This window comes from Amycolatopsis sp. (genome assembly GCF_036008905.1).
Taxonomy (GTDB): domain Bacteria; phylum Actinomycetota; class Actinomycetes; order Mycobacteriales; family Pseudonocardiaceae; genus Amycolatopsis.
This window is the reverse complement of sequence record NZ_DASYMU010000017.1, coordinates 48,495-72,239: the sequence shown is the minus strand read 5'-3', so window position 1 is coordinate 72,239 and position 23,745 is coordinate 48,495. Positions and strand designations below refer to the sequence as shown.

The window sequence follows — 23,745 nt, the reverse complement described above, 5'->3', positions numbered from 1 at the left end:
GACAGTCCACCTGCGACGATCAAGCGCCAGATTTCGCCGTAAGTGGAGGTTCAGTGTCGGTCAGCGGGCCGTTTCGTGTTGGTGACCGAGTTCAGTTGACCGACTCCAAGGGGCGGCATTACACCTTGGTGCTCGGCGAGGGGGAGCAGTACCACACCCACCGTGGCGCGCTGAACCACGACGACGTCATCGGGCAGCAGGAGGGCTCGGTCGTCTCGTCCGGCGGTGGTACGTCGTTCCTGGCGCTGCGGCACCTGTTGCCGGACTACGTGCTGTCGATGCCGCGGGGCGCGCAGGTGATCTACCCCAAGGACGCCGCGCAGATCGTCATGTGGGGCGACATCTTCCCGGGTGCGCGCGTGCTCGAAGCGGGGGCGGGCTCCGGCGCGCTGACCTGCTCGCTGCTGCGTGCGGTGGGGCCGACAGGCTCGGTGCAGTCCTACGAGATCCGCGAAGACCACGCCGTGCACGCCGAGCGCAACGTCGAGCAGTTCTTCCACGGCAAGCCGGAGAACTGGACGCTGACCGTCGCCGACCTGGCCGAGCACACCGGTGAGGTCGACCGGGTGGTCTTGGACATGCTCTCGCCGTGGGAGCAGTTGCCGAACGTGGCCGCGAACCTGATCCCCGGTGGCGTGCTCGTCGTCTACGTCGCGACGGTGACCCAGCTGTCGAAGATCACCGAGGCCCTGCGTGAGCAGCAGTGCTGGACCGAACCGGAGTCGTGGGAGACGCTGATGCGGCCCTGGCACGTCGTGGGGCTCGCCGTCCGCCCGGACCACCGGATGGTGGCGCACACCGCGTTCCTGCTGACCGCCCGCCGCCTCGCCGACGGCGTGGTTTCGCCGCGCGTGCACCGCCGTTCGGGCAAGGGAATCTAGGCACGCGGCGGGGTCGCTAGCCCGGGACGCACCACTTTTCGCCCTTTTTGCGAAGGGGAAATTCGGTTTCTTTTTCGCCGCCGGCGCCTTCGACATGAATCGTTACGGTCGCCCGGTCGCCGGTTACTAGGGGTGGTCGGGCGATCGAGGCGCTGACGGCGCCCGCGGCGTCCCATTTGTCTTGCAGTTTCCGGAGTTCCGCGGAACTCTGCGGATCGCAGGTGATGAGCCCGAACTTCAGCGAATCGCCCTCGGTGATGGCGTCGGCGATGGCCTGTGCCGCGCCGTCGGCGGCGCGCTCGACCGCCCGCGTGCTCGTAGTCGCCGGCGCGGGAACTGCGGTGGACGGGGGTGCGGCCTGCTGCTCATCGCTCGGTGCGATGAGCAGCAGGCCGGCCACGACGCCCGCGACCAGTGCGACGAACAGCACCAGTCCGAAGACGACTTTCCTGGACATCGTCGGTGCTCACTCCAGGGCGGCGAGGCACCAGAGACCGGACTCCTTCTTCGTGGTGATCACGCCCGTCTGGCTCTTGCCGTCCAGTGTGCCCTTGATCTGCGCCGTGGCCGAGTCGCCCGACTCGTTGACGGTTCCGATGGGTTCGACCTTGATCCCGGCCGGGACGGTGAAGCTGTCCTTGGCCTTGGTGCTGCGGCAGGTCGTGTCGATGACGCCCTTGCTGTCGGCGGAGTTGTAGGCCGCGATGACGGCGTCCACCAGTCCCTGCGCGCTGTCCTTGCCGCCGGGAGCCGGGCCGGAGGACGTGCCGCTGGACGTCGAACCCGTCGAAGGGGAGGTCTTCGGCGGGCTCGAAGGCGATTTCGGCTTGCTGGCCGAGGTCTGCGGTGGTGCGGAGACCGAGGACGACGGCGCCGCGACCGGGGTCTTGTCGTCGCCGGAGTTCACCACGATGAGTGCGACGGCACCGCCGATGACGACGACGGCGGCCACGGCCACGGCGACGATCAGGCCGGTCTGCTTCTTCTTCCGAGGTGGCTCACCACCTCCACCCCCCGGGAACCCGCCCTGGGGGTTGTACGGCGGCTGGTTGCCGTAACCGCCCTGGTTGTAGGGGTCGTAGCCGCCCGGCTGCGGAGGCTGCTGCTGGGCGTACGGGTCCTGCTGCTGGCCGAAGCCACCCGACTGCGGGAACTGCTGCGTACCACCGGGACCGCCGAAGCCGCCCTGGTTGCCGTGCTGCGGTGTTCCGTCCGGATAGCCGCCACCGGGCTGCTGGCCGTAGGGACCCGGCTGCTGCCCAAAGGGTCCGGGCTGCTGCGGCGGGTAGGTCATCAATGCCCCCTAGCTGATTTGCGGTCACCTCGGCGACCGCGCCGAAGGTGCCCCGATGCTAGCCAGCCGACGTCCAGCTTGACGGTCAGGGCGCGTGTCGGCGAGCCGGGTGTCCGGTCGTTGTCTCGCGATGCCGGGAATGTCCGTCTCACGGTGCGGGACAGATTTCAGCCGCCGGCTACCCGGTTGGCAGACGCCGTACGCCTGATTGTCGACGCAGGGTGATAGCCCGGGCTGCGGATCGAGCACCGGGTTGGACGCTTGTGCGACTGGGTACAACGTGCTTGAGCAGGCCTCGAAGACCGACGCGCCGATCCTGTGATGCGGAAAAGGCTTTTCTTGTCGGTGATCGCCGGTACCGTTGAATGAAAAGCCGAGGAGGTGCCGAATGCACCATGACCTTCCCGGAGGCCAGCATGAAGATGCTGACCCTTCAGAGACGACTGGAGCTGGAATTACTTCGGACGAGCAGGCGCGCCAGGTCCGTTTCCTCGAAGAGGAAGTGGCCCTGCTGCGTAGGAAGTTGACCGACTCACCACGGCAGAACCGGGTTCTCGAGCAGCGCCTGGCGGAAGCCTCGGAGCGAGTGAGTCAGCTCACTGAGAGAAATACGAAGCTGGTCGAGACCCTGCGCGAAGCACGCGGCCAGCTGCTCGCGCTGCGGGAGGAGGTCGACAGGCTCGCCCAACCGCCCAGTGGCTACGGAGTCTTCGTGGCCGCCTACGAGGACAACACGGTCGACGTGTACACCTCCGGGCGCAAGATGCGGGTTTCGGTATCCCCGGCGGTGGAGGTCGAGTCCCTCCGGCGCGGTCAGGCACTGCGGCTCAACGAAGCGTTGACAGTGGTCGAAGGCGGTGGTTTCGAGCTCACCGGCGAGGTGTGCTCGTTGCGTGAGGTGCTCCTGTCGGAGACCGAGGGCGGAAGCTCCCGGGCGCTGGTGGTCGGGCACGCGGACGAGGAAAGGGTGGTCTTCCTTTCCGATCCGCTGGCGGAGCAGCCGTTGAAACCCGGCGATTCGCTGCTGGTCGACTCGAAGGCGGGCTACGCCTACGAGCGGGTGCCGAAGGCCGAGGTCGAGGACCTCGTGCTGGAGGAAGTGCCCGACGTCCAATACGAGGACATCGGTGGTCTGGCTCGGCAGATCGAGCAGATCAGGGACGCGGTCGAGTTGCCGTTCCTGCACGCCGATCTGTACCGGGAGTACCAGTTGCGGCCGCCGAAGGGCGTGCTGCTCTACGGTCCTCCTGGCTGCGGGAAGACGCTCATCGCCAAGGCGGTGGCGAACTCGCTGGCCAAGAAGATCGCGGAAGCACGCGGAGGCGAAGGCAGCGCTGCCGAAGTCAAGTCGTACTTCCTCAACATCAAGGGCCCGGAGCTGCTCAACAAGTTCGTCGGTGAGACCGAGCGGCATATCCGCCTGATCTTCCAGCGGGCTCGTGAGAAGGCTTCTGAAGGCACTCCGGTCATCGTGTTCTTCGACGAGATGGATTCCATCTTCCGCACCCGTGGCAGCGGGGTGTCCTCCGACGTGGAGACCACCATCGTGCCGCAGCTGCTCTCGGAGATCGATGGCGTGGAAGGGCTGGAGAACGTCATCGTGATCGGCGCCTCCAACCGTGAAGACATGATCGACCCGGCGATCCTGCGGCCGGGCCGGCTCGACGTCAAGATCAAGATCGAGCGTCCCGACGCCGAAGGCGCGAAGGACATCTTCTCGAAGTACCTGCTGGAAGGCCTCCCGATCCACGCCGATGACCTGGCGGAGTTCGGCGGGGACTCGAAGGCGACCTTCGACGCGATGATCCAGCACACCGTCGAGCGGATGTACGAAGAAACCGACGAAAACCGGTTCCTCGAGGTGACCTACGCCAACGGGGACAAGGAAGTCCTGTACTTCCGCGACTTCAACTCGGGCGCGATGATCCAGAACATCGTGGACCGGGCGAAGAAGTCGGCGATCAAGTCGGTGCTGGAGACCCAGCAGCCCGGCCTGCGCGTGCAGCACCTGCTGGACGCGATCGTCGACGAGTTCGCGGAGAACGAGGACCTCCCGAACACCACGAACCCGGACGACTGGGCCCGGATCTCGGGCAAGAAGGGCGAGCGGATCGTGTACATCCGCACGCTGGTCACCGGAAAGAACACGGATTCGGGGCGGGCGATAGACACCGCGACGAACACCGGGCAGTACTTGTAAATCGCAGTCGGGAAGGGCCGTGGTGCGCGCTGGTGGCACCGCGGCCCTTCTTCTGTTTTGCTTTCTTCGCGCCACGCCCGGGCTTCTTGTGGTGTGGATCACTTTCAGGACGCGGCGGCGACGGCTCTCGCGCGACTACGCAGCGTGAGCCGTCCGTGGGCGGCGAGAATGCCCGCGATCACGAGCACCGCGCCGACGGGCTGGTTCCAGCTGAGCGGCTCGTCGAGGATGGCAACACCGAGCACGACGCCGACCACCGGCGTCAGATACGTGACCGTCACGGCGTTGGACGCGCCCCATGCCGTGACGATGTTCGTGTTCCACACGTAGGCGACGCCGGTGCCCAGGACGCCGAGCGCGAGCATGCTCAGTACGACCGGCCAGCTCGCGTGCACCGGCGAGGACGCCAGGACGGGTGTGAGGGCCAGCATGATCACCGCGCCGATGCCGACCTGGCCGAACGCCAGCGTCGGCGTGTCCAGTCCTCGTCGCGCTAAGAACCGTCGCAGGTAGACGAACGAGAGTCCGTAGCAGGTCGTGGCGCCCAGGCAGGCGAGCTGGGCGGTCAGGTTGCTCCCCAGGCTGATTCCGTGCCACACGCCGACGATGACGAGCACGCCGGCGAAGCCGAGGACCAGCCCGGTCGCTCCGGCACGCGTGATCTTCTCCGCCTTGAGGGCGACCGCGCTGATGAGCATGGTGAGCAACGGGGTCGTGGCGTTGAAGATGCTCGCCAGGCCCGACGAGATGTGCTGCTCCGCCCACGAGAACAGCAGGAACGGCAGCACGCACATCAGCACGCCCACGACGGCCAGATGGCCCCAGACGACGAGTTCGCGGGGGAGCGGGCGACGCCGGGCCAGCACGATCACCGCCAGCGCGAGTGCGCCGAAGACCAGTCGCGCCCAGGCCACCTGGCCAGGGGAGAGCCCGGTCAGCCCGACCTTGATGAAGAAGAAACTCGAACCCCACACGAGCGCCAGCGCCACGAACTGGGCCGCCACGCCGAACCTGCCGAACATGATCACCAGTCAACTGTGTCCCGGACCCCGGTGCCAGCGGTTTTCGGCCCCCACAGTCGCGACACACGCCTACCGCAACGCGACATACGGCTACGCCACCGGGAAACACGCTGGTTCGCGTCTACGTAGCCGTGTTTCCCGGTGGCGTAGGTGTGTTTCCCGTCTGCGGGCTGGGCGTATAACGGCCTATACTTGGGCGGGTGAGCGAATTCGAGCAGCAGGGGCGCCCGCGCGCGCCGATCACCGCATCCGACGTACTGGACTGGCTTGAGACGACGGCAGTCTCCGTTCAGGCGGGGGAGGTGAGTGCGCAGGAGCTGATCGAGCTGCTGGGGGAGTTGCGGCAGGCGTCGACCGCGTGCGCCAACGCGTCGGACTGGGCCTTGCTGGCCGCCAGGGAAGAGGGGGCCAGCCTGCGGCAGATCGCGCCGGTCTTCGGCAAGGGATACGTCCGCGCGCCGGCCGCACGGCTGGAGAAGCTCCATCGGCAGGTTCAGAACTCGGGCCAGTGGCTCGAAATCCTCCGGCGGCACGATCAGGCGACCACCTGAGCTCCCCCTGTTTCACTCATGATGTATAACGACCTATACGGTTCGGCAGGGCTGAAAATCACCAGTTGGTCACCACTGCCGACGACCTGAGTTCACTACCAGCAGCAAGGACGAAGAGAGTGCTTTCTCGGATCGGGCTCGGGCTGGCCGCGTTGGGCAGGCCCGCGTACATCAACCTGGGGCGGACTTCGGCGCTGCCCGAATCCCGCGATGTCGAAGCGATGCGGGCGGCCACCCATGAAGTGCTCGACGCGGCCTATGCGGCCGGCGTGCGCTGGGTCGATGTCGCCCGGTCCTACGGCCTGGCCGAAGACTTCCTCGCCGGCTGGCTCGAGGCGCACTCCGACGTCACCGTGTCGAGCAAATGGGGCTACGCCTACGTCGGCGGGTGGCGGATGGACGCCGAGGTACACGAAGTCAAAGAGCATTCCCTGGCGCGTTTTCGGGCCCAGTGGGGTGAAAGCCGTGGTCTGCTCGGCCAAGCCCTTGCGCTGTATCAGGTCCATTCGTTGACTTCGGACAGTCCACTGTTCACCGATGAGCCGCTGCTCGACGCGCTGGCTTCCCTTGGGGCGGAAGGGATCCGGGTCGGGTTCTCGACCTCCGGTCCCGCGCAGGCCGACACCGTACGCCGGGCGCTGGCGCTGGAAGTCGCCGGGAAACCGGTGTTCACCGCGGTTCAGTCCACTTGGAACTTGTTCGAGCAGTCGGCGGGGGAGGCGCTGGCCGAAGCGCATTCGGCGGGAAATCTGGTGCTGGTGAAGGAAACTCTCGCGAATGGGCGGCTGGTCGTCGAGCCGCCGGACGTCGTCCGCGAGGTGGCCGCGAAGCACGGTGTGGGCTTGGACGCTGTCGCGGTGGCTGCTGTTCTCGCCCAGCCTTGGGCGGGCCGCGTGCTGATCGGTCCGTCCGGTGTGGAGCAGCTGGACGCCAATCTGCGGGCCGCCGAGGTTCGCCTGGACGAGGCCGAACTGGCCGCGCTGCAAGGGATCAGTGAGCCGGCCGCCGGATACTGGGCGCGGCGATCCTGCCTGAGTTGGCAGTAGCGCGCTGGTTTACTCTTCCGCCATTGCACCCGCAGGAGCCCGGAGGTAGGGGAACAGTGCGTCATCGCCAGGTATTGGCCGTCGTGGCGGTGGCTTCGGCCGTGCTCAGCGGGTGTGCCGACCGGCCGAACGACCTCGACACCTACTACGACGATCCGACCACGACCACGACCACGACGACCGTCGCGCCCGCGGTGGCGCCGCCCCCGGTGGTGCGTTCGGATCCGCCGCCGAGCACGACGTCGAAGCCGGTTTCGCCGCTCGTCCGCACGGTCGCGCAGGCCGTTCTCACCGACGCCGACCTCGCCGAAGAGGGCGTGAGTCCGGGTGAGGCGAAGGTGTCGAACTGTCTGCCGATGTTGCGCGTCGACGAGCCGGATGAGCAGCTGGCTCAGGACGGGAGCTGGCGGTATCCGACCGGTTCTTCGCTCGAACAGCGGGTCGTGGCCTATCCAGGCAAGGGTGCTGCCGCTGTTGTCCAGGCCGTCAAGTGCGCCGGGCAGGCGGTGACGCTGCCCGCGGTGGCCGGGATCGACGCGCAGCGTGGCTGGTGTGAGGGTTCCACCTGCACGGTCCTGCTGGCGAAGGGTGAGCTCGTGTCGGGCGTCCAGGTCACGGCGAACACCGCCGCGCGGGCGTCGGAGGCGGCGAAGCGCCTGGCGAAGATCGCGGCGGCGAAGCTCAAAGCGGCTCAGTTGCCGTAGCGGCGGAACCATTCGCGGATGCCTTCGCGGCCGTCCGGGATGAACGGGCTTTCCGGGTCGTCGACCCATTCGCGTAGTTCGTCCAGGTGGAGCCAGCGTCCGTCGACGATTTCTTCGGGCTGGTGGGTGATCGGGCCGTCCCAGCGGACTTCGTAGGCGAAGTTGTGGCAGCGGATGGAGCCGTCTTCGTAGACGAGGGTGAACAGGGGGACGGGTTCGACGCCGTCGATGCCGAGTTCTTCGGCCAGTTCGCGGCGGGCGCATTGGGCGGGATCCTCACCGGCCGCGACTACGCCGCCCGCCCAGCAGTCCCACGTACCGGGATAGACGTCCTTGTCGGGGGCGCGCAGGTGGACGTAAACCGATTCGCCGTCGCCCGAACGGACCAGTACCACGCCCGAGGCGTGCCAGTGCCCTTCGGCGCGCATCACCGCACGTGGTGCGCTTCCCACCACGGTTCCGGCTCTGTCGTAGAGCGCAACGACTTCGTCACCCGCGGCCATGGAGTCATCGTTACACGCTTCGGACCCGTAGGGTGTTCACATGAGGCGGATCATGGGAACCGAAGTCGAGTACGGCATCTCCGTGCCGGGCGATGCGACGGCGAACCCGGTGTTGACCTCCACTCAGGTGGTCCTGGCCTACGCGGCGGCGGCGGACATCCCGCGTGCGCGGCGTGCGCGGTGGGATTACGAGGTGGAGTCGCCCTTGCGCGACGCGCGGGGTTTCGACCTGGCGGGGCCGAGCGGGCCGGGGCACGACCCCGATGTCGAAGACCTGGGCGCGGCCAACGTCATCCTGACCAACGGTGCCCGGTTGTATGTGGACCACGCGCATCCGGAGTACTCCGCGCCCGAGGTGACGAACGCGCGTGACGCGGTCATCTGGGACAAGGCGGGGGAGCGGATCATGGAGCTCGCCGCGTTGAAGGCGGCGACCGTGCCGGGGCAGCCGCAGTTGCAGTTGTACAAGAACAACGTGGACGGCAAGGGCGCGAGTTACGGGACGCACGAGAACTATCTGATGGCGCGGTCGACGCCGTTCACGGCGGTGATCGGTGGGCTGACGCCGTTCTTCGTGTCGCGTCAGGTGGTGACGGGTTCGGGCCGGGTGGGTGTCGGGGCGCAGAGCGAGGAGGCTGGTTTCCAGCTTTCGCAGCGTTCGGACTACATCGAGGTCGAGGTCGGGCTCGAGACGACGTTGAAGCGCGGGATCATCAACACGCGTGATGAGCCGCACGCGGACGCGGACAAGTACCGGCGGCTGCATGTGATCATCGGTGACGCGAACCTGTCGGAGTACTCGACGTATCTGAAGGTCGGGACGACGGCGCTGGTGCTGGACATGATCGAGTCGGGGATCCGGTTCGACGACCTGAAGCTGGACGAGCCGGTGCGCGCGGTGCACCAGATCAGTCACGATCCGACGTTGAAGACGAAGGTTTCGCTGGCCAACGGGAAGAAGTACACCGGGCTGGAGATGCAGTTCGCCTATCACGAGCTGGCGGCGGCGAACCTGGAGCGCACGGAAGCCGATGAGGCCTCGAAGGAGGTCTTGCGGGTGTGGGGCGAGATTCTCGACGCGCTGGCGCGGGATCCGCAGGAGACCGCGGACAGGCTGGATTGGCCGGCGAAGCTGCGGCTGCTGGAGGGTTACCGGCAGCGTGACCAGCTGGCGTGGGGTGCGCCGCGGTTGCGGCTGGTGGATCTGCAGTATTCGGACGTGCGGCTGGGCAAGGGCCTGTACAACCGGTTGGTGACCAGGGGTTCGATGCAGCGGCTGGTGACCGAGGAGGAGGTGACCTCGGCGATCACGAACCCGCCGACGGACACCAGGGCGTACTTCCGTGGGCGGGCGCTGGAGAAGTACGCGACGTCGATCGCGGCGGCGTCGTGGGATTCGGTGATCTTCGATGTGGGCCGGGAATCGCTGGTGCGGATCCCCACGTTGGAGCCGCTGCGTGGTACGAAAGCGCATGTGGGCAAGCTTTTGGACGATTCGGCGACGGCGGAAGAGCTGGTCGAGGCGTTGACCGGTTCCGACTAGTTGTGACGATGCGACCAGCCCAATGGTCGCATCGGATGTCGGGACTGCTGGGTAGGCTTAGACCAACGGCTACACCTGGAGGCGAGATGGCTCAGGAAAAGATCGAGAAGCATGGCGGCGGAGACTCCGATGAGGAGCTCGAAGCGGCCGGCGGAGCCGGTCAGGAACGCCGGGAGAAGCTCGGCGAGGACGTCGACACGATCCTGGACGAGATCGACGACGTGCTGGAGGAGAACGCTGAGGACTTCGTGCGGGCGTATGTGCAGAAGGGCGGCCAGTAGCCGCCGCTGACGGTCCCTGCCAGATCGCGTAGATGGGATTGAAAGAACACCTATGGAACAGACCTCGGGTAGCTCGGGTGTGCCGTTGGATGTGCCGCACGGGACCACGATCGTGGCTGTCGTGTTTGCGGGCGGGGTGTTGATCGCGGGTGATCGGCGGGGCACTTCGGGCACCATGATCGCCACCCGGGAGCTGCGGAAGGTGTATGTCACCGACGAGTACTCGGCGGTGGGTATCGCCGGTGCGGTGGGGCCCGCGCTGGACATGGTGCGGTTGTACGAGGTGGAGCTGGCGCACTACGAGAAGATCGAGGGCGTCGCGCTGTCGTTCGGTGGCAAGACGAACAAGCTGGCGGCCATGGTGCGGGCGAATCTCGCGATGGCCGAGGCCGGTCTTGTGGTGATGCCGTTGTTCGCCGGGTACGACCTGCATGCCGAGGATCCGAAGCGGGCGGGGCGGATCGTCTCGTTCGACGTGCTGGGTTCGCGGTACGAGGAGATCGACGGTTATCACTCGATCGGTTCGGGTTCGACGTTCGCGATGTCGGCGTTGAAGAAGACGCACGATCCGGACGCCGATCTCGAGGGTGCGGTGCGGATCGCCGTTGAGGCGTTGTACGACGCGGCCGATGACGACACGGCGACCGGTGGCCCGGACGTGGTGCGGCGGATTTATCCGACGGTTGTGACGATCACCGCGGAGACCGGGGCGGTGGAGTTGCCCGATGCGCAGGCGGCGGCCGTTTCGGAGGCTGTGGTGAGAGATCGTGCGGAGCGGTATCGCCGGTCGGGTTAGCTGTTTGCTGTATCCCCTTTTCCTTGTTTTATTGAGCAGAGCGGAGCAATAGCCGTGACGATGCCGCTGTACGCCTCTCCCGAGCAGCTGATGCGGGAGCGTTCCGAGCTCGCGCGCAAGGGCATTGCGCGGGGCCGGAGTGTTGTCGTACTGAAATACCGCGGCGGCGTGCTGTTCGTTGCGGAGAACCCGTCGACGACGCTGCACAAGGTCTCGGAAATCTATGACCGGATCGGTTTCGCGGCCGTCGGTCGTTACAGCGAGTTCGAGAATTTGCGGGTGTCGGGGATCCGGCACGCGGACCTCAAGGGCTACCAGTACGACCGGCGTGACGTGAGTGCGCGTGCGCTGGCGAACGCTTATGCCGCGACGCTGGGCAGTATCTTCACCGAGCAGCTGAAGCCGTTCGAGGTGGAGATCTGTGTCGCGGAGGTGGGTGTGACCGCGGAGGATGACCAGTTGTACCGGTTGACCTACGACGGTTCCATCGGTGATGAGCCGCGGTTCGTGGTGATGGGTGGTCAGGCCGAAACCATCGCGACGAACATGAAGGAGACCTACGAGCCGGATCTGGAACTGGGTCCGGCCGTGGCCATCGCTGTGGCCGCTTTGCGGGCGAGTGCGGCGAAGACTGCGAAGGCTGTGGCGAGTGCGGCGTCGAAGTCGACGGCTCCGGCGTCGGCGGCGACTGCCAACGGCAACGGTGAGAGTGATCCGGTGAAGCTCGAGGTCGCGGTTTTGGAGCGGGAGCGGCCGAAGCGCGCGTTCCGTCGGTTGTCCGGCGCGGCTTTGGAGGCCCTGCTTCCGGCTCCTGCGGAGCCTGAGGAGCCGAAGGTGGAAGACGGCGACAAGCCGTCGGAGTAGCAGTTATCTTTCCTTGAAGGGGGCCTTCGTACGGAAGGCCCCCTTCAGTTTTGAGCGGGGGACACAGTTAGCTCGTTCCCGGTTTAGGGGGCACGGCACGTGTGTCCGCGGCTTTGCGCGCTTAGCCGGGGTTGGGTTGGGGGAAGTGCGTGTTGGCGAAGGCGAGTAGATAGGGCAGGACCGCTCTGGCGGTGTGCCAAGTGTGGTTGAACCCCTGCTCGACGTGAACGACGGCGTCCTGTCCGCGTTGCTGCAACGAGTTCGCGATCCGGCGCGCTGTCGTGACGTCGGTAGGGGCGCCGCTCCCGACAGCGAGGATGGTCGCGATGGGCGAGGTGAACGCCATCGTCGGGATGTACGCCCGGGGAGTGTCGGCTTTGATCGCGGTTTGGTCCCCGTGCAGGACGTCGACGGAATCGTTCAGGTCGTCGTAGGGCAGTGCGATGGTGAGGACGCTGAACTCGTCGACGTGGTGGAGTCCGATGTTCAGCGCGCCGAAGCCGCCGCCGGACATGCCGCCGAGTGCGCGTCCCGCCCTGTTCGCGATGGTGCGGTAGTGGGTGTCGATCGCGGGGACGACGGTGGCGGCGAGGTAGGTCTCCAGCTGGGGGCCGCCGGGGACGTTGAGGCATTCCCAGTCTTTGCTGGGCACGCCCGCGGTCATGTCGAGGCTGACGACGATCATCGGGGCGATGAGGTTCGCGCTTCCGAGGGCTTGCAGGGTTCCGGGGGCGTCGCCGGAGGTGAGCCAGTCGTCCGGGCCGCCGAAGGGGTAGCCGTGGATCAGGTAGACGACGGGGTAGTGGCGCGCGGCGTTGGCGGGGTCGTAGTAGCCGGGTGGCAGGAGCACGTAGTGCCGGCCTGAGGGGACGGCGTTGGCGGGGTCGGCGACGTTGAGGATTTCGGTGCGCGCGCCGTCGGTCCTGGCGGGGATCGGTGCCGCGGGTGCGTCCGCGGCGTCTTTGCCGTCGTCGAGTAGCCGTCCGACGCCGTTGACGGGGCCGCTCGCGCGTTCCAGCAGGCGGCCGAGGTCGTCGGCGGTGCGGACGTAGCCGACGTAGCTGTTCACGCCGGTGATCACCGTGAGCAGGAGACAGAGCACGGCGCCGCTCATGGTCCAGCGTCGGGCGCGGCGGTTGTTCCACTGCCCGATCATGATTGCCAGGAGGATCACCGCCGCGCCGGCCAGGGTCCACCAGATCAGCGGGGATTCCAGTGGGCCGAGCTGGCGGGCGCGGTCGGTGATCTCGCCGGGCAGCGTCGGGTCGGCCGTCGCCACGTTCATGGTCAGCACAGTAGGGGCGGTGCTGTGTGGTTTCGGCTAGTGGTCACCCGGTGGTGTTGCGGGGGCGGTAGATCGTCAGCGCGCTGGAGCGGGCGCGGAAGCGGAATTCGTTGCCGAGTGGGCCGACTTCGCCGTCGGTGGCGACGCGGCGGTTGCCGTCGCGCAGTTCGACGTCGAGCGAGGGCAGGTCGAGTTCCTGGTACACGTGGCTGGCGTTGAGGGTGCTCGTCACGGTGGCGAGCACGAACCGCAGCCGTGAGTACGGGATGTCGGCGCGCAGGTAGCGGATGTCGAGCAGGCCGGTGTCGAGCGCGGGGCGTCGTGAGGGGGTGAAACCCTTGGGGGCGTAGGTGCCGTTGCCGACGAACAGCCACCAGATCTCGGCGTCTTCGCCGTTGAGGACGACGTTGAGCGGTTTCGCGCGGCGCAGGGTGCGCACGAGCGCGATCGCGGCGGACGGCCATTTCGGGTGGCGCTGCTGGAGCTTTTCGCGCAGCCGCACCATTTCGGGGTAGCCGCCGATGCTGGCGGTGTTGACGAACCAGCGGCGTTCCATTTCGTCGCCGGTGCCGATCTCGACTTCGCCGAGGTCGATCCCGACGGCGGTGCCCGCCTGTGTGGCGACGTCGGATTGTGGCATCGAGCGGAGCCCGACGTCGCGGGCGAAGTGGTTCAGGGTGCCGGCGGGGATCAGGGCGAGTGGCAGGTTGTAGTCGGCGGCGATCGAGGCCACGGCGGCGACCGTGCCGTCACCCCCGGCGACGGCGAGTGCGCGTACGGAGCCGCCGCGGGCGTGGATCTCTTCTTCGAGCTGGGCGCGGAGGTCCTGCTTCGGGCTCGGGTAGACGATCGTGGCCTTGGGCCAGGCGAACTTGACGTCGTCGGTCGGGTCGACGCCGTCGACGCCGGAGTTGGGGTTGACCACGGCGAGCATGTCGTCGCCGTCCTGCATCTCCGGTGCGTCGGCGCCGTGCGCGGTGCGGCCCGGGACGTCGTCGTGCAGTGGCCACCAGTGGCGGGTCAGCGCGGCGGCGCCGAAACCGATGAGCATCCCGGCGCCGACGTCGCTGGGCCAGTGGACGCCGGTGTGCACCCGGGAGTAGGCGACGGCGGCGGCGATCGGGGCGACGGCGAGGCCCGCTTTGGGTGATTCCATCGCGACGGCGGTGGCGAAGGCGACGGCGGAGGCCGAATGCCCGGACGGGAACGACGACGAGGTGGGCCGTTTGACCAGCCTGCGGTGCACGGGGACCTCTTCGGCGGCGGGGCGGCGGCGCGGGAAGAGCGGTTTGCCGATGAGGTTCGCCGTCAGGCTCGCGCCGGCGATCGCGGCGACTCCGCGCAGCGCGCCGCGGCGGGTTGGGCCCTTCTTGGCGGCCAGAACGGCGCCGACGCCCCACCAGAGGACAGCTTTGTTCGCCGATTTCGACAACGACATCAACGCGTCATCCGCGCGGGTCCGCGGGATCTGCGCACTGCGCCGCATCAGGCGGTGATCAGTGCGTCCGACCTGTCGGAAAGGGCGGATGAGCTGGTTGAACAAGTTCCCTCGATTCCCGGCGCCGCGGCTCGGCAGCATGGCCGACAAGCGCCCGATTCGGGCAACTTTCACCAAGAGCAACGTAGCTCACCGCGTGTCGCCGCCCGAACGGCGCACCGGACAGGGGGGTGTTGCGCCTACTCTTGTGTCATGCAGCGGCGGATCTTTGGTATCGAGACCGAGTTCGGGGTCACGTGCACTTTTCATGGGCAGCGCAGGCTCTCGCCCGACGAGGTGGCCCGGTACTTGTTTCGGCGTGTGGTGTCCTGGGGGCGTTCCTCGAACGTCTTCCTGTCGAACGGTTCCCGGCTTTACCTGGATGTCGGGTCCCATCCTGAGTACGCGACGGCCGAGTGTGACGACCTGACGCAGTTGGTCACGCATGACAAGGCCGGTGAGCGGATCCTCGAGGATCTTCTCGTGGACGCGGAGCGCAGGCTGGCCGATGAGGGCATCGGCGGTGACATCTTCCTGTTCAAGAACAACACCGACTCGGCGGGCAACTCCTATGGGTGTCACGAGAACTATCTCGTCGGCCGGGCGGGGGAGTTCTCGCGGATCGCGGACGTGCTGTTGCCGTTCTTGGTGACGCGGCAGCTGATCTGTGGTGCGGGGAAGGTGCTGCAGACTCCGCGTGGGGCGGTGTACTGCTTGTCGCAGCGGGCGGAGCACATCTGGGAGGGCGTTTCGAGCGCCACCACGCGTTCGCGGCCGATCATCAACACGCGGGACGAGCCGCATGCGGACGCGGAGCGGTATCGGCGGCTGCACGTGATCGTCGGTGACTCCAACATGGCGGAGCCGACGACGTTGCTGAAGGTCGGTTCGGCGAACCTGGTGCTCGAGATGATCGAGGCGGGGGTGCAGTTCCGGGACTTCACGCTGGACAACCCGATTCGCGCGATCCGGGAGATCAGCCACGACCTGACCGGTCGCCGTCAGGTGCGGTTGGCCGGTGGCCGGGAGGCTTCGGCGCTCGACATCCAGCGGGAGTACTACTCGCGTGCGGTGCAGCATGTGAAGGAGAACGGTTCGCCGTCGGCTTCGGAGCGGGTGCTGGAGCTGTGGGGCCGGGCGCTCGACGCGGTCGAGGAGCAGGACTTCAGCAAGATCGACACCGAGATCGACTGGGCCATCAAGCACCGGCTCGTCGAGCGTTACCGCGCGAAGCACGACCTGGACCTGTCGAGCCCGCGGATCGCGCAGCTCGACCTGGCCTACCACGACATCCGGCGCGGGCGCGGGGTGTTCGACCTGTTGCAGCGTAAGGGCCTGGTGCGGCGGATCACCGACGACGGCGAGATCGAAGTCGCCAAGGACACCCCGCCCCAGACCACCCGCGCGAAGCTGCGTGGCGACTTCATCGCCGCCGCTCAGGCCGCCGGGCGTGACTTCACCGTCGACTGGGTGCATTTGAAGCTCAACGACCAGGCGCAGCGGACCGTGCTGTGCAAGGACCCGTTCCGCTCGGTCGATGAACGTGTCGAGCGGCTGATCGGCTCGCTGTAGTTGTTCGTGAAGGCCTCCCTTTCTCTGCGGGAGGCCTTCACGGTTTTCAGAGGACTTGGCCGGTGGGGCGGACGACGATCTCGTTGACGTCGACCGAGGGTGGTTGCCGCAGTGCGTAGAGCACGGCGCGGGCGATGTCGTCGGGTACGAGATTGGGCTTGGCGCGCTGTTCCTCGCTGATGAGCTCGGTGTCGACCAGTCCCGGCTGGATGACGGTCACGCGCACGCCGGTGCCGACGGCTTCCTCGCGGATCGACCCGGCGAGCCCGGAAACGGCCCACTTCGTCGCGGAGTAGAGGTTGCCGCGGCGGATGTGGCGCCCGGCGACGGAGCCGGTGAGCACGAGGTGCCCTTTCGTGGTGGCGAGCGCGGGAAGTGTCGCGCGGGCGGTGTACGCGGCGCCGAGGACGTTGGTGCGCACCATGTCGCCCCACTTTTCGGGATCGGTGCCGCCGTTGCCGAAGAACGACACGTCGACCATCTGCCCGGCGTTGGCGAACACCGCGTCGAGCCGCCCGAAATGCTCGACGGTCTCGGCCGCCGCGGCCGAGATCTGGCCCCAATCGGCGACGTCGGCGGCGAGGGCGAGCGCGCCGAGTTCTTCCGCGAGCGGTAACAGGGACTCGCGTTTGCGGGCGACGAGCGCGAGGCGGTAGCCCTCGGCGGCCGCGCGGCGTGCGGTGGCCTCGCCCAGTCCTCGTGAGGCTCCGGTGATCAGCAGAACTTGGTCCGTCATGATCCCCAAACTATGGGAAAGTGCTGCCATGCGAGCGATGCGAGGGTTACTGATCCTGGCGGGCACGGTCCTGCCGCTGCTGCTTCCCGTGACCGCGAACGCGGCTTCCCGGTCCGAACCGGCGTGGCAGCCCACCCCGACCGGGGTCGACGCGCAGCTGCGCGGGCTGGACGCCGTCGACGGGAGGACGGCGTGGGCCAGCGGCAGCAAGGGGACGATCCTGCGCACGACAGATCGTGGGCAGACCTGGAAGCAGGTCGCGCCGCCGGACACCGCGACCCTCGACTTCCGCGACATCCAGGCTTTCGACGCCGATCACGCTGTCGCCCTGTCCATCGGCCCCGGTGACGCCTCGCGTATCTACCGGACCGCCGATGCCGGGCGCAGCTGGCAGCTGACTTTCCGCAACACCGAGGAGACCGCGTTCTACGACTGCGTCGCCTTCTTCGACGCCCAGCGCGGCTTGGCGATGAGCGACCCGGTGGACGGCAAGTTCCGCGTGCAGTCGACGTCCGACGGTGGCCGCACCTGGCGCCCGATCCCCGCCGAAGGCATGCCGCCCGCGCTTCCCGGCGAGGCCGGTTTCGCCGCCAGCGGCCAGTGCATCACCACGTCGGGCCCGTTCGACGCCTGGATCGCGACCGGCGGCGGCGACCGCGCGCGGGTCCTGCACTCCGGCGACGGCGGCCGGCACTGGCAGGCGTCCGACACCCCACTGCCGAGCAGCCCGTCGGCCGGTGTCTTCGCGCTGGCCTTCCGTGACCCGTGGCACGGTGTCGCCATCGGCGGTGACTTCGCCGCCCCCGACGCGCCCACACCCGCTGTGGCACTGAGCAATAACCGTGGGCGCACCTGGGAAGCCCCGCCGCAGGCCCCGGCCGGGTACCGCTCGGGGTTGGCGTGGGTCGGGCTCACCTCGGTCATCGCCGTCGGCCCCGGTGGCAGTGACATCAGCCGGGACGGCGGGCGGCACTGGACGTCGTTCGACAGCGGCAGTTACGACACTGTGAGCTGCAGCCGGCTCGGTGAGTGCTGGGCGAGCGGTGCCCACGGCGCCGCCGCCCGCTTGACGCGCTGAGGGACATGTCGCGAACGGCGCGTTAGTGTCACTCAACGACCTGAACGCGTCGTTCATGGCAGGTCCGCCCGCGGGATCGAGCGCACATCGGGGCGGGGCCGTGCCGCGGCGGCTCGGTAGGTGGCTCGTAGTTCCTCGGCGACGGCGGCCGGATCGGTGCGAAGCCGGGTCGGAAGCGTCTGGACGACGAGCACGCCCGCCGAGGTGTAGCGGACGTCGCGGTTGAGCGTCCTGGCGTAGCCGTTGCGCCCGAAGTGGAAGTCGTACGAGTCGATTTCCCATGTCATGGCGACTTCGTCGCACCAGGCGTCGGGATTCGCGATGTACTGGCCTTCGGGGCCGCGCAGTTCGAAGTTCCAATCCGGCGCGGGGAGCCCGGTGCGGGCCCATACCGCCATCGCGTCGATCTCCGCGACCGATCGAGCGCCGTTGAGCACCTTGTCGAGTATTTCGCGCGGCACGGCGGTCCCCCGTTGGCTGCCTTCGTTGAGTTCGCGGCGCAGGTGATACGGATTGACCCGTCCCCGCTGCACCGCTTCGGTCATCAAGGCGCTGACCGGATCGAACGCCCGCAGCCGTCTGCACTCGTCGAGCACCGCCCGGACCAGCGGCGCCAGCGGCAGCTCGGACCGGACAACGGGAACGGGCAACCGGATCGTTCGCTCGACGATCACGTAATCGCTGCTCTTGACCTTCCGCTCATCGGGAACGAGCAGATGAACCCGTCGATCGTCGGGCGGACTTCGCAAACCTTGGAGACGGCAAGCTTCGGCACCGGTCACCACCGCGTCCGGTCCGCCGTAGAGCAACGCGGCTTCGACCAGCTGACGCCGAGTGGGTTCGGCGGAGCTGAGCAGCACGACGCCCGGAAGCGGCCGCTGCCACGGACCCCCCGGCACACACCTGCGGTACGCGGTGCGAGCCGAAACGCCCAGTCGGCACAGTTTCGCGACGGTGATGGCTCCGCCGCGGCTTTCCCGGTGCAGGGCCTGCGGATCACGGGCCCACTCTCCTCTTTTCATACCTGGACCGTCGGCTCTCCTGCGCACCTCCTCCAGTACCCACTTCGAATCTGTGGATACCCGCTAGTCGCTTGCTCTGCCTGTGGACAACTCGGGACGCCATGAACGACGCGTTGGTGTCACTCAATGCCCTGAACGCGCCGTTTGCGACATCCCACAACACGCGGCGACTCGGCGGAGCAGCCCTCCCGAAAGGGGCGCGGGCGGCGGGCTACTGTTATGCGGGTGTCCACCGCACGCGCCGAACGCCTGGTCAACCTGGTGCTGGCCCTGCTGTCCACCCGGCAGTACCTCACCGCCGAACGGATTCGCGGGATCGTCCCCGGGTATGCCGACGCGGCCAGCGACGACGCCTACTTCCGGATGTTCGAGCGTGACAAGACCGAGTTGCGTGAGCTCGGTATCCCGCTCGAGACGGGCCGCAACTCCGCGTTCGACTCCATCGAGGGGTACCGGATCGCGCGCCGGGATTACGAGCTCGGTGAGATCGACCTGGCGCCGGACGAGGCGACGGCGGTGGGGCTCGCGGTGCGGCTGTGGGATTCGCCGGAGCTGACCGGGCAGGCCCAGGGTGCGCTGGTGAAGCTGCGTGCGGCGGGGGTCGAGGTCGACAACGACGCTCGCATGGTCGTCGAGCCGCGGGTGCGGACGGAACCGGCGTTCGGGCCGCTACTCGCGGCAGTGCAGAACACGCAGGCCGTGCAGTTCGAGTACCGGCGTTCGGGGTCGCCGGAGCGCCGCATGCGGACGCTGGAGCCGTGGGGCGTGGTGTCGTGGAAGGCCCGCTGGTACGTCGTCGGGCATGACCGCGATCGTGACGCTCCCCGGTGTTTCCGGTTGTCCCGGATCACCGGGCAGGTCAAGCCGGTCGGCAAACGCGGTGTCGTGCAGCGCCCCGAGGACGTCAATCTGCTGCAGTTCGTCGGGGCGACCGGGGATTCGGAGCCGACGCCCATTTCGACGGCGCGGCTGTGGGTCGCCGACGATCGCGCGGCCGGGGTCCGGCGGCGCGGCAAGGTCGTCGGGCGGACCACGATCGGCGACGACGAGGGTGACGTCGTGGAGATCGAGTTGCACTTCCCGGAGAGCGCGGCCGACTGGATCGCCGCGCAGGGCCCGGACGTCCTGGTGCTGGAGCCCGACGTCCTCGCCAAAGGGGTCCAGGACAGGTTGGAAGCCGTGTTGCAGCAGGGGAGTGGGAGATGAGCGGGTCCACCGACCGGATGCCGCGGTTGCTCGCGCTCGTGCCGTACCTGCTGGCGCGCCCCGGGATCAACATCGACGAAGCGGCACAGGATTTCGATGTCACGCCCAAGCAGCTCCGCAAGGATCTCGAGCTGCTGTGGATGTGCGGGCTGCCCGGGTATGGGCCCGGCGACCTGATCGACCTGTCCTTCGAGGGCGAGACGATCACCGTCACCCACGACGCCGGGATGAGCCGCCCGCTGCGGCTGACCGGTGGTGAGGCGACGGCGCTGCTGGTGGCGTTGCGGGCGCTCGCCGAGACACCGGGCGTGCTCGACACCGACGCCGTGCGCCGCACCATCGCGAAGATCGAGTCCGCCGCCGGGCAGGCCCAGCCGTCCGGGGTCGTCGTCGGCGGCGGGGTCCGCGAGGGCAAGGAAACCGCGCGGACCCGCGAGACCGTGCGAGGTGCGCTGCAGGCCGGGCGTGCGGTGCGGATCAGGTACTACACCGCGTCGAAGGACGAGATCACCGAGCGCACGGTCGACCCGATGCGGCTGCTGATCGTCCAGGCCGTCGGGTACCTCGAAGCGTGGTGCCGCCGGGTCGAAGGGGTCCGGTTGTTCCGGCTCGACCGCGTCGACGAGATCACCGTGCTCGACGAACCCGCGGCACCCCCGGCGCACGCGGTGCCCACCGACCTGACCGACGGGGTCTTCTCCGCGCGGCCCGACCAGCCGGAGGCCGTGCTGGTGCTCGCGCCCGACGCGCGGTGGGTCGCGGAGTACTACCCGTGCGAGGAGCTCGACGAGCTCGAAGGCGGCCGGCTGCGGATCAGGATGCGCTACGGCGACGAGTCCTGGATGGTCCGGATGGTGCTCGGACTCGGCGGCGACGCGAATGTGGAGAAACCGGGCGAATTGGCGTCGGCAGTTCGTCAACGTGCGGCTGACGCGCTGGCGCGGGCTCGTCACCTTTCGTCTACCTCGGGGCGCTAGGCTGATCACCGTGTCCTACGCCCTGGCCATCGCACTCACCGTTCTCGCGGTGCTCGTGTTCGCCGTGGTGCTGGTCCGGCTGCTGAGAGTCTTGCGCCGGTTCACCAAGACCATGAGCATGGTGGCTACGAACACCCAAGACCGGGCCGGGATGCTCCGCGCACGCTCCGCCGCGCTGAACCTGGCGGTAGAACAGCGGCGCCACCGAACCGAAAACCAGTAACATCGCATCCAGACGCAGATAGGAGACCACCATGCTGAACGGATTGCAGCCGTGGCACTTGATCATTTTGGTTCTTGTCGTGGTCTTGCTGTTCGGCGCCAAGAGGCTTCCGGATGCCGCGCGGTCCATCGGCAAGTCCATGAAGATCTTCAAGGCCGAAACCAAGGATCTTGTCGGTGACAAGGACAAAGACACCGAGGTGACCGAAGAGGTCGAGACGAAGCAGCTGCCGAAGGCCGCCACCCCCGTGGCTCCCGCGGCGAACGCGACCGACGCCCAGGTCGCCGAGCTGCAGCGCCAGCTGGACGAGCTGAAGAAGAACCAGCCCGCCGCGGCCCCGGTCGAGCCGGTGCACAAGAACGTCAGCTGAATCAGGTTAGGCAAGACCCGGTTATCCGTTCGCCGAGCGCGCTTCGCACGAAGCGTGTCTCCGGCGAACGCTGACGAGAACGGATCGTTCAGTGGCGGACCCCGCCTCCGAAAAGCCCGAGCGCCGCGGGAGCAAGCGCACCAAGCGCAGCCGACGCCGCAACCCCGACGGCACGATGACGCTCATCGAGCACGTCTACGAGTTCCGCCGCCGCTTGGCCTACGGCCTGATGGCGATCGTGCTCGGCGGGATCTTCGGGTTCATCTGGTTCGGTACCAAGCTGGGGCCCATCCCGTCGCTCGGTGACCTGATGACCGGCCCGTACTGCGCCCTGCCCGCGGGCCCGAACGGGGTGCGGATCGAGTTCAACGACCGCGGCTGCGAACTGCTGCAGACCAAGCCGTTCGAAGCGATCATGATCCAGTTGAAGGTCGGTGTCGCGGCCGGCATGGTCGTGTTCGCGCCACTGTGGCTCTACCAGGTGTGGGCGTTCATCGCGCCAGGGCTGTACTCGAAGGAACGCAAGTACGCGATGACCTTCGTCGGCTTCGCGAGCCTGCTGTTCGCCGCCGGCGCCGTCCTCGCCTACGTCCTGCTCCCCAGCGCGTTGAAGCTGCTCATCGGCGGTTTCGGCGGCGGGCAGTTCGCCACCGCACTCGCCGGTGCCGACTACATCTCGTTCATGCTGTCCCTGCTGCTCATCTTCGGTGTCAGCTTCGAGCTGCCGTTGCTCGTGGTGATGCTGAACCAGGTCGGCGTGGTGAAGTACGTCCAGCTGAAGAAGTGGCGCCGCGGGATCATCATGGCGCTGTTCGTCTTCGCCGCGTTCGCCACGCCCGGCTCGGACCCGTTCTCCATGCTCGGCCTGGCCGGCGCGCTGACGGTCCTGTTCGAGATCGCCATCCAGATCGCCCGCTTCCACGACCGCAGGCTCGGCAAGAAGCGCGCGGCCGAAGGCATCGACAACCTGGACGACGACGAAGCCGCGCCGTTCGACTACACCCCGAGTACGGCCGACGAACCCGCTTCGACGAGCCCCGCCGGCAAGACCAGCACCGACGACATCACCTGACGCGCCCGGTGGGCATCCACGCGGCTTTGGCCGTGCATCCCGCTTCCGGTCACGGTGCCGCCGCGAAGATCGCGGGCACCGTGGCCGCGCGCCTGCGTGACGGCGTCGACAGGCTCGATCTGCTGGTCGCGAACACCGTCGCCGAGTCTCGTGAGCTGATGAGGCGTGCGGGGTCCGAAGGGCTCGACGTGCTCGTGGTCCTCGGCGGGGACGGTGCCGCGCATCAGGGCGTGCAGTTCTGCGCCGGGACCGGGGTGACGCTCGGGCTCGTCCCGTCGGGCACCGGCAACGACCTCGCCCGCGCGCTCGGCATCCCGCCGGACCCGGTCGCCGCCGTCGACGCGCTCGTGGGGAACCTGCGGGCCAGGACGCGGCGCAAGATCGACCTCGGCCAGGTCGGGGACACCTGGTTCGCCACCGTCCTGTGCTGCGGGTTCGACGCGCTGGTCAACGAACGTGCCAACGCGATGCGCTGGCCGGCCGGACCCCGGCGCTACGACCTCGCGATCGTCGCCGAACTCGCCGCGTTCCGCCCGCGCCCGGTGCTGGTGCGCACCGACACCGAAACCGTCGAACTCGACGCCACGCTCGTCGCGATCGGCAATACGGCGTGGTACGGCGGCGGAATCCCGATCTGCCCGGACGCCAGCCTCGACGACGGTTTCTTCGACGTCACCGTCGTCGGCCGCGTCACCCGGCGCGAGCTCGTGCGGATCCTGCCGAGCCTGCGCGCCGGCCGCCACCTCACGCACCCCGCCGTGCGGACGCTCAGGGCCCGCGAGATCCACCTCGACGGCAACACCTGGCCCGCCTACGCCGACGGTGAGTCACTGGGCTCCCTGCCGCTCTCCGCCCGCTGCGTCCCGGGTGCGCTGACCGTCGTCTGAGGGCACGGGGTGGTGGTGGGCCGGGGTGTACGCGAGTGCTGACCCAGCGCGGGTCGTGAGTGTTTACGAGTGTTAGAACACTTGTTGCCACTCACGACCCCCACCTGACCAAGTGCCGTTCTGCGCACCCGGGACAGCCGTAGCCGATCACTCGG

Annotated in this window: 25 protein-coding genes and 1 pseudogene; 18 read left to right on the top strand and 8 right to left on the bottom strand. The window is 67.9% G+C overall.

The window, feature by feature from the left end; all coding sequences use genetic code 11:
- Positions 1-53: 53 nt before the first annotated feature.
- Positions 54-881, top strand: coding sequence for a tRNA (adenine-N1)-methyltransferase (locus VGP60_RS03325; protein ID WP_327546327.1), 828 nt, complete (start codon positions 54-56; stop codon positions 879-881).
- 16 nt (positions 882-897) lie between these two features.
- Here VGP60_RS03325 and VGP60_RS03320 read toward each other — a convergent pair whose 3' ends face one another.
- Both VGP60_RS03320 and VGP60_RS03315 read right to left on the bottom strand, forming a co-directional pair.
- Positions 898-1,338, bottom strand: coding sequence for a hypothetical protein (locus VGP60_RS03320; RefSeq protein WP_327546326.1), 441 nt, complete (start codon positions 1,336-1,338; stop codon positions 898-900).
- 9 nt (positions 1,339-1,347) lie between these two features.
- Entirely contained in the window at positions 1,348-2,175 is an 828-nt protein-coding gene (locus VGP60_RS03315; protein WP_327546325.1) for a hypothetical protein, read from the bottom strand.
- A gap of 388 nt (positions 2,176-2,563) precedes the next feature.
- Between VGP60_RS03315 and arc the strand changes: the two genes are divergently transcribed.
- Positions 2,564-4,375 carry a proteasome ATPase gene (gene arc, locus VGP60_RS03310; protein WP_327546324.1) on the top strand — a complete coding sequence of 604 codons (1,812 nt, stop codon included), beginning with the start codon at positions 2,564-2,566 and terminating at the stop codon, positions 4,373-4,375.
- Between the two features lie 104 nt (positions 4,376-4,479).
- Here arc and VGP60_RS03305 read toward each other — a convergent pair whose 3' ends face one another.
- Positions 4,480-5,397, bottom strand: a complete 918-nt coding sequence (locus VGP60_RS03305) for a DMT family transporter (protein WP_327546353.1) — start codon at positions 5,395-5,397, stop codon at positions 4,480-4,482.
- 200 nt (positions 5,398-5,597) lie between these two features.
- Between VGP60_RS03305 and VGP60_RS03300 the strand changes: the two genes are divergently transcribed.
- From VGP60_RS03300 to VGP60_RS03290, 3 genes are all read left to right on the top strand, one after another.
- Positions 5,598-5,948, top strand: a complete 351-nt coding sequence (locus tag VGP60_RS03300; RefSeq protein WP_327546323.1) for a hypothetical protein — start codon at positions 5,598-5,600, stop codon at positions 5,946-5,948.
- A gap of 119 nt (positions 5,949-6,067) precedes the next feature.
- Positions 6,068-6,994: an aldo/keto reductase gene (locus tag VGP60_RS03295; protein WP_327546322.1), complete on the top strand. Its 927-nt coding sequence runs from the start codon at positions 6,068-6,070 to the stop codon at positions 6,992-6,994.
- A gap of 56 nt (positions 6,995-7,050) precedes the next feature.
- Entirely contained in the window at positions 7,051-7,698 is a 648-nt protein-coding gene (locus VGP60_RS03290; RefSeq protein WP_327546321.1) for a hypothetical protein, read from the top strand.
- Here the strand turns inward: VGP60_RS03290 and VGP60_RS03285 are convergent.
- Positions 7,686-8,201: an NUDIX hydrolase gene (locus VGP60_RS03285; RefSeq protein ID WP_327546320.1), complete on the bottom strand. Its 516-nt coding sequence runs from the start codon at positions 8,199-8,201 to the stop codon at positions 7,686-7,688. The two genes, VGP60_RS03290 and VGP60_RS03285, sit on opposite strands and share 13 nt — an antisense overlap.
- 40 nt (positions 8,202-8,241) lie before the next feature.
- On the opposite strand from VGP60_RS03285, the gene dop reads away from it, so the two are divergent.
- The 4 genes from dop to prcA all read left to right on the top strand — a co-directional run bounded on the left by dop (position 8,242) and on the right by prcA (position 11,685).
- A complete protein-coding gene (dop, locus tag VGP60_RS03280) occupies positions 8,242-9,744 on the top strand; it encodes a depupylase/deamidase Dop (protein WP_327546319.1) in 1,503 nt (500 codons plus the stop codon).
- An 86-nt stretch (positions 9,745-9,830) separates the two neighbouring features.
- On the top strand, positions 9,831-10,025 hold the full coding sequence (locus tag VGP60_RS03275) for a ubiquitin-like protein Pup (protein ID WP_327546318.1): 195 nt from the start codon (positions 9,831-9,833) through the stop codon (positions 10,023-10,025).
- Between the two features lie 52 nt (positions 10,026-10,077).
- Positions 10,078-10,821: a proteasome subunit beta gene (gene prcB, locus VGP60_RS03270; protein ID WP_327546317.1), complete on the top strand. Its 744-nt coding sequence runs from the start codon at positions 10,078-10,080 to the stop codon at positions 10,819-10,821.
- 54 nt (positions 10,822-10,875) lie between these two features.
- Positions 10,876-11,685 carry a proteasome subunit alpha gene (gene prcA, locus VGP60_RS03265; RefSeq protein WP_327546316.1) on the top strand — a complete coding sequence of 270 codons (810 nt, stop codon included), beginning with the start codon at positions 10,876-10,878 and terminating at the stop codon, positions 11,683-11,685.
- 121 nt (positions 11,686-11,806) lie between these two features.
- On the opposite strand, the gene VGP60_RS03260 is transcribed toward prcA, so the two are convergent.
- Entirely contained in the window at positions 11,807-12,970 is a 1,164-nt protein-coding gene (locus tag VGP60_RS03260) for an alpha/beta hydrolase (protein ID WP_327546315.1), read from the bottom strand.
- A 43-nt stretch (positions 12,971-13,013) separates the two neighbouring features.
- The gene (locus tag VGP60_RS03255; RefSeq protein ID WP_414640283.1) at positions 13,014-14,456 is read right to left on the bottom strand and encodes a bifunctional phosphatase PAP2/diacylglycerol kinase family protein; all 1,443 of its coding nucleotides are present in this window, start codon (positions 14,454-14,456) and stop codon (positions 13,014-13,016) included.
- Positions 14,457-14,660: 204 nt separating this feature from the next.
- Here VGP60_RS03255 and pafA point away from each other — a divergent pair, with 204 nt between their 5' ends.
- The gene (gene pafA / locus VGP60_RS03250; protein ID WP_327546314.1) at positions 14,661-16,019 is read left to right on the top strand and encodes a Pup--protein ligase; all 1,359 of its coding nucleotides are present in this window, start codon (positions 14,661-14,663) and stop codon (positions 16,017-16,019) included.
- 46 nt (positions 16,020-16,065) lie between these two features.
- Here the strand turns inward: pafA and VGP60_RS03245 are convergent, their stop codons facing one another.
- Entirely contained in the window at positions 16,066-16,755 is a 690-nt protein-coding gene (locus tag VGP60_RS03245; protein ID WP_327546313.1) for an SDR family oxidoreductase, read from the bottom strand.
- A 37-nt stretch (positions 16,756-16,792) separates the two neighbouring features.
- Here VGP60_RS03245 and VGP60_RS03240 point away from each other — a divergent pair, with 37 nt between their 5' ends.
- A complete protein-coding gene (locus tag VGP60_RS03240) occupies positions 16,793-17,833 on the top strand; it encodes an oxidoreductase (protein WP_327546351.1) in 1,041 nt (346 codons plus the stop codon).
- Positions 17,834-17,886: 53 nt separating this feature from the next.
- On the opposite strand, the gene VGP60_RS03235 is transcribed toward VGP60_RS03240, so the two are convergent.
- Positions 17,887-18,855: a hypothetical protein gene (locus VGP60_RS03235; protein WP_327546312.1), complete on the bottom strand. Its 969-nt coding sequence runs from the start codon at positions 18,853-18,855 to the stop codon at positions 17,887-17,889.
- Positions 18,856-19,080: 225 nt separating this feature from the next.
- Between VGP60_RS03235 and VGP60_RS03230 the strand changes: the two genes are divergently transcribed.
- The 7 genes and pseudogenes from VGP60_RS03230 (at position 19,081) to VGP60_RS03205 (ending at position 23,590) form a co-directional block, all read left to right on the top strand.
- Positions 19,081-20,061, top strand: a complete 981-nt coding sequence (locus VGP60_RS03230; RefSeq protein WP_327546311.1) for a helix-turn-helix transcriptional regulator — start codon at positions 19,081-19,083, stop codon at positions 20,059-20,061.
- Positions 20,058-20,402: pseudogene (locus VGP60_RS41655) on the top strand (protein pafC); the annotation flags it as partial. The gene VGP60_RS03230 and the pseudogene VGP60_RS41655, both read left to right, overlap by 4 nt.
- Complete coding sequence (locus VGP60_RS03225; protein ID WP_414640284.1) at positions 20,388-21,038, top strand: helix-turn-helix transcriptional regulator; 651 nt, start codon at positions 20,388-20,390, stop codon at positions 21,036-21,038. The pseudogene VGP60_RS41655 and the gene VGP60_RS03225, both read left to right, overlap by 15 nt.
- A gap of 10 nt (positions 21,039-21,048) precedes the next feature.
- The gene (locus VGP60_RS03220) at positions 21,049-21,261 is read left to right on the top strand and encodes a bacteriophage holin (protein ID WP_327546309.1); all 213 of its coding nucleotides are present in this window, start codon (positions 21,049-21,051) and stop codon (positions 21,259-21,261) included.
- A 31-nt stretch (positions 21,262-21,292) separates the two neighbouring features.
- A complete protein-coding gene (tatA, locus tag VGP60_RS03215; protein WP_327546308.1) occupies positions 21,293-21,631 on the top strand; it encodes a Sec-independent protein translocase subunit TatA in 339 nt (112 codons plus the stop codon).
- 91 nt (positions 21,632-21,722) lie between these two features.
- The gene (tatC, locus tag VGP60_RS03210; RefSeq protein ID WP_327546307.1) at positions 21,723-22,703 is read left to right on the top strand and encodes a twin-arginine translocase subunit TatC; all 981 of its coding nucleotides are present in this window, start codon (positions 21,723-21,725) and stop codon (positions 22,701-22,703) included.
- A gap of 8 nt (positions 22,704-22,711) precedes the next feature.
- Positions 22,712-23,590: a diacylglycerol/lipid kinase family protein gene (locus VGP60_RS03205; protein WP_327546306.1), complete on the top strand. Its 879-nt coding sequence runs from the start codon at positions 22,712-22,714 to the stop codon at positions 23,588-23,590.
- Positions 23,591-23,745 lie beyond the last annotated feature (155 nt).

What these genes read in the sequence shown, in the direction of transcription:
- VGP60_RS03320 (WP_327546326.1), bottom strand. Translation starts at nt 1,338, where the DNA reads ATGTCCAGGAAAGTCGTCTTCGGACTGGTGCTGTTCGTCGCACTGGTC.
- VGP60_RS03315 (WP_327546325.1), bottom strand. Translation starts at nt 2,175, where the DNA reads ATGACCTACCCGCCGCAGCAGCCCGGACCCTTTGGGCAGCAGCCGGGT.
- arc (WP_327546324.1), top strand. Translation starts at nt 2,564, where the DNA reads ATGCACCATGACCTTCCCGGAGGCCAGCATGAAGATGCTGACCCTTCA.
- VGP60_RS03305 (WP_327546353.1), bottom strand. Translation starts at nt 5,397, where the DNA reads ATGTTCGGCAGGTTCGGCGTGGCGGCCCAGTTCGTGGCGCTGGCGCTC.
- VGP60_RS03285 (WP_327546320.1), bottom strand. Translation starts at nt 8,201, where the DNA reads ATGGCCGCGGGTGACGAAGTCGTTGCGCTCTACGACAGAGCCGGAACC.
- dop (WP_327546319.1), top strand. Translation starts at nt 8,242, where the DNA reads ATGAGGCGGATCATGGGAACCGAAGTCGAGTACGGCATCTCCGTGCCG.
- VGP60_RS03275 (WP_327546318.1), top strand. Translation starts at nt 9,831, where the DNA reads ATGGCTCAGGAAAAGATCGAGAAGCATGGCGGCGGAGACTCCGATGAG.
- prcB (WP_327546317.1), top strand. Translation starts at nt 10,078, where the DNA reads ATGGAACAGACCTCGGGTAGCTCGGGTGTGCCGTTGGATGTGCCGCAC.
- VGP60_RS03260 (WP_327546315.1), bottom strand. Translation starts at nt 12,970, where the DNA reads ATGAACGTGGCGACGGCCGACCCGACGCTGCCCGGCGAGATCACCGAC.
- VGP60_RS03255 (WP_414640283.1), bottom strand. Translation starts at nt 14,456, where the DNA reads ATGCGGCGCAGTGCGCAGATCCCGCGGACCCGCGCGGATGACGCGTTG.
- pafA (WP_327546314.1), top strand. Translation starts at nt 14,661, where the DNA reads ATGCAGCGGCGGATCTTTGGTATCGAGACCGAGTTCGGGGTCACGTGC.
- VGP60_RS03245 (WP_327546313.1), bottom strand. Translation starts at nt 16,755, where the DNA reads ATGACGGACCAAGTTCTGCTGATCACCGGAGCCTCACGAGGACTGGGC.
- VGP60_RS03240 (WP_327546351.1), top strand. Translation starts at nt 16,793, where the DNA reads ATGCGAGGGTTACTGATCCTGGCGGGCACGGTCCTGCCGCTGCTGCTT.
- VGP60_RS03235 (WP_327546312.1), bottom strand. Translation starts at nt 18,855, where the DNA reads ATGAAAAGAGGAGAGTGGGCCCGTGATCCGCAGGCCCTGCACCGGGAA.
- tatA (WP_327546308.1), top strand. Translation starts at nt 21,293, where the DNA reads ATGCTGAACGGATTGCAGCCGTGGCACTTGATCATTTTGGTTCTTGTC.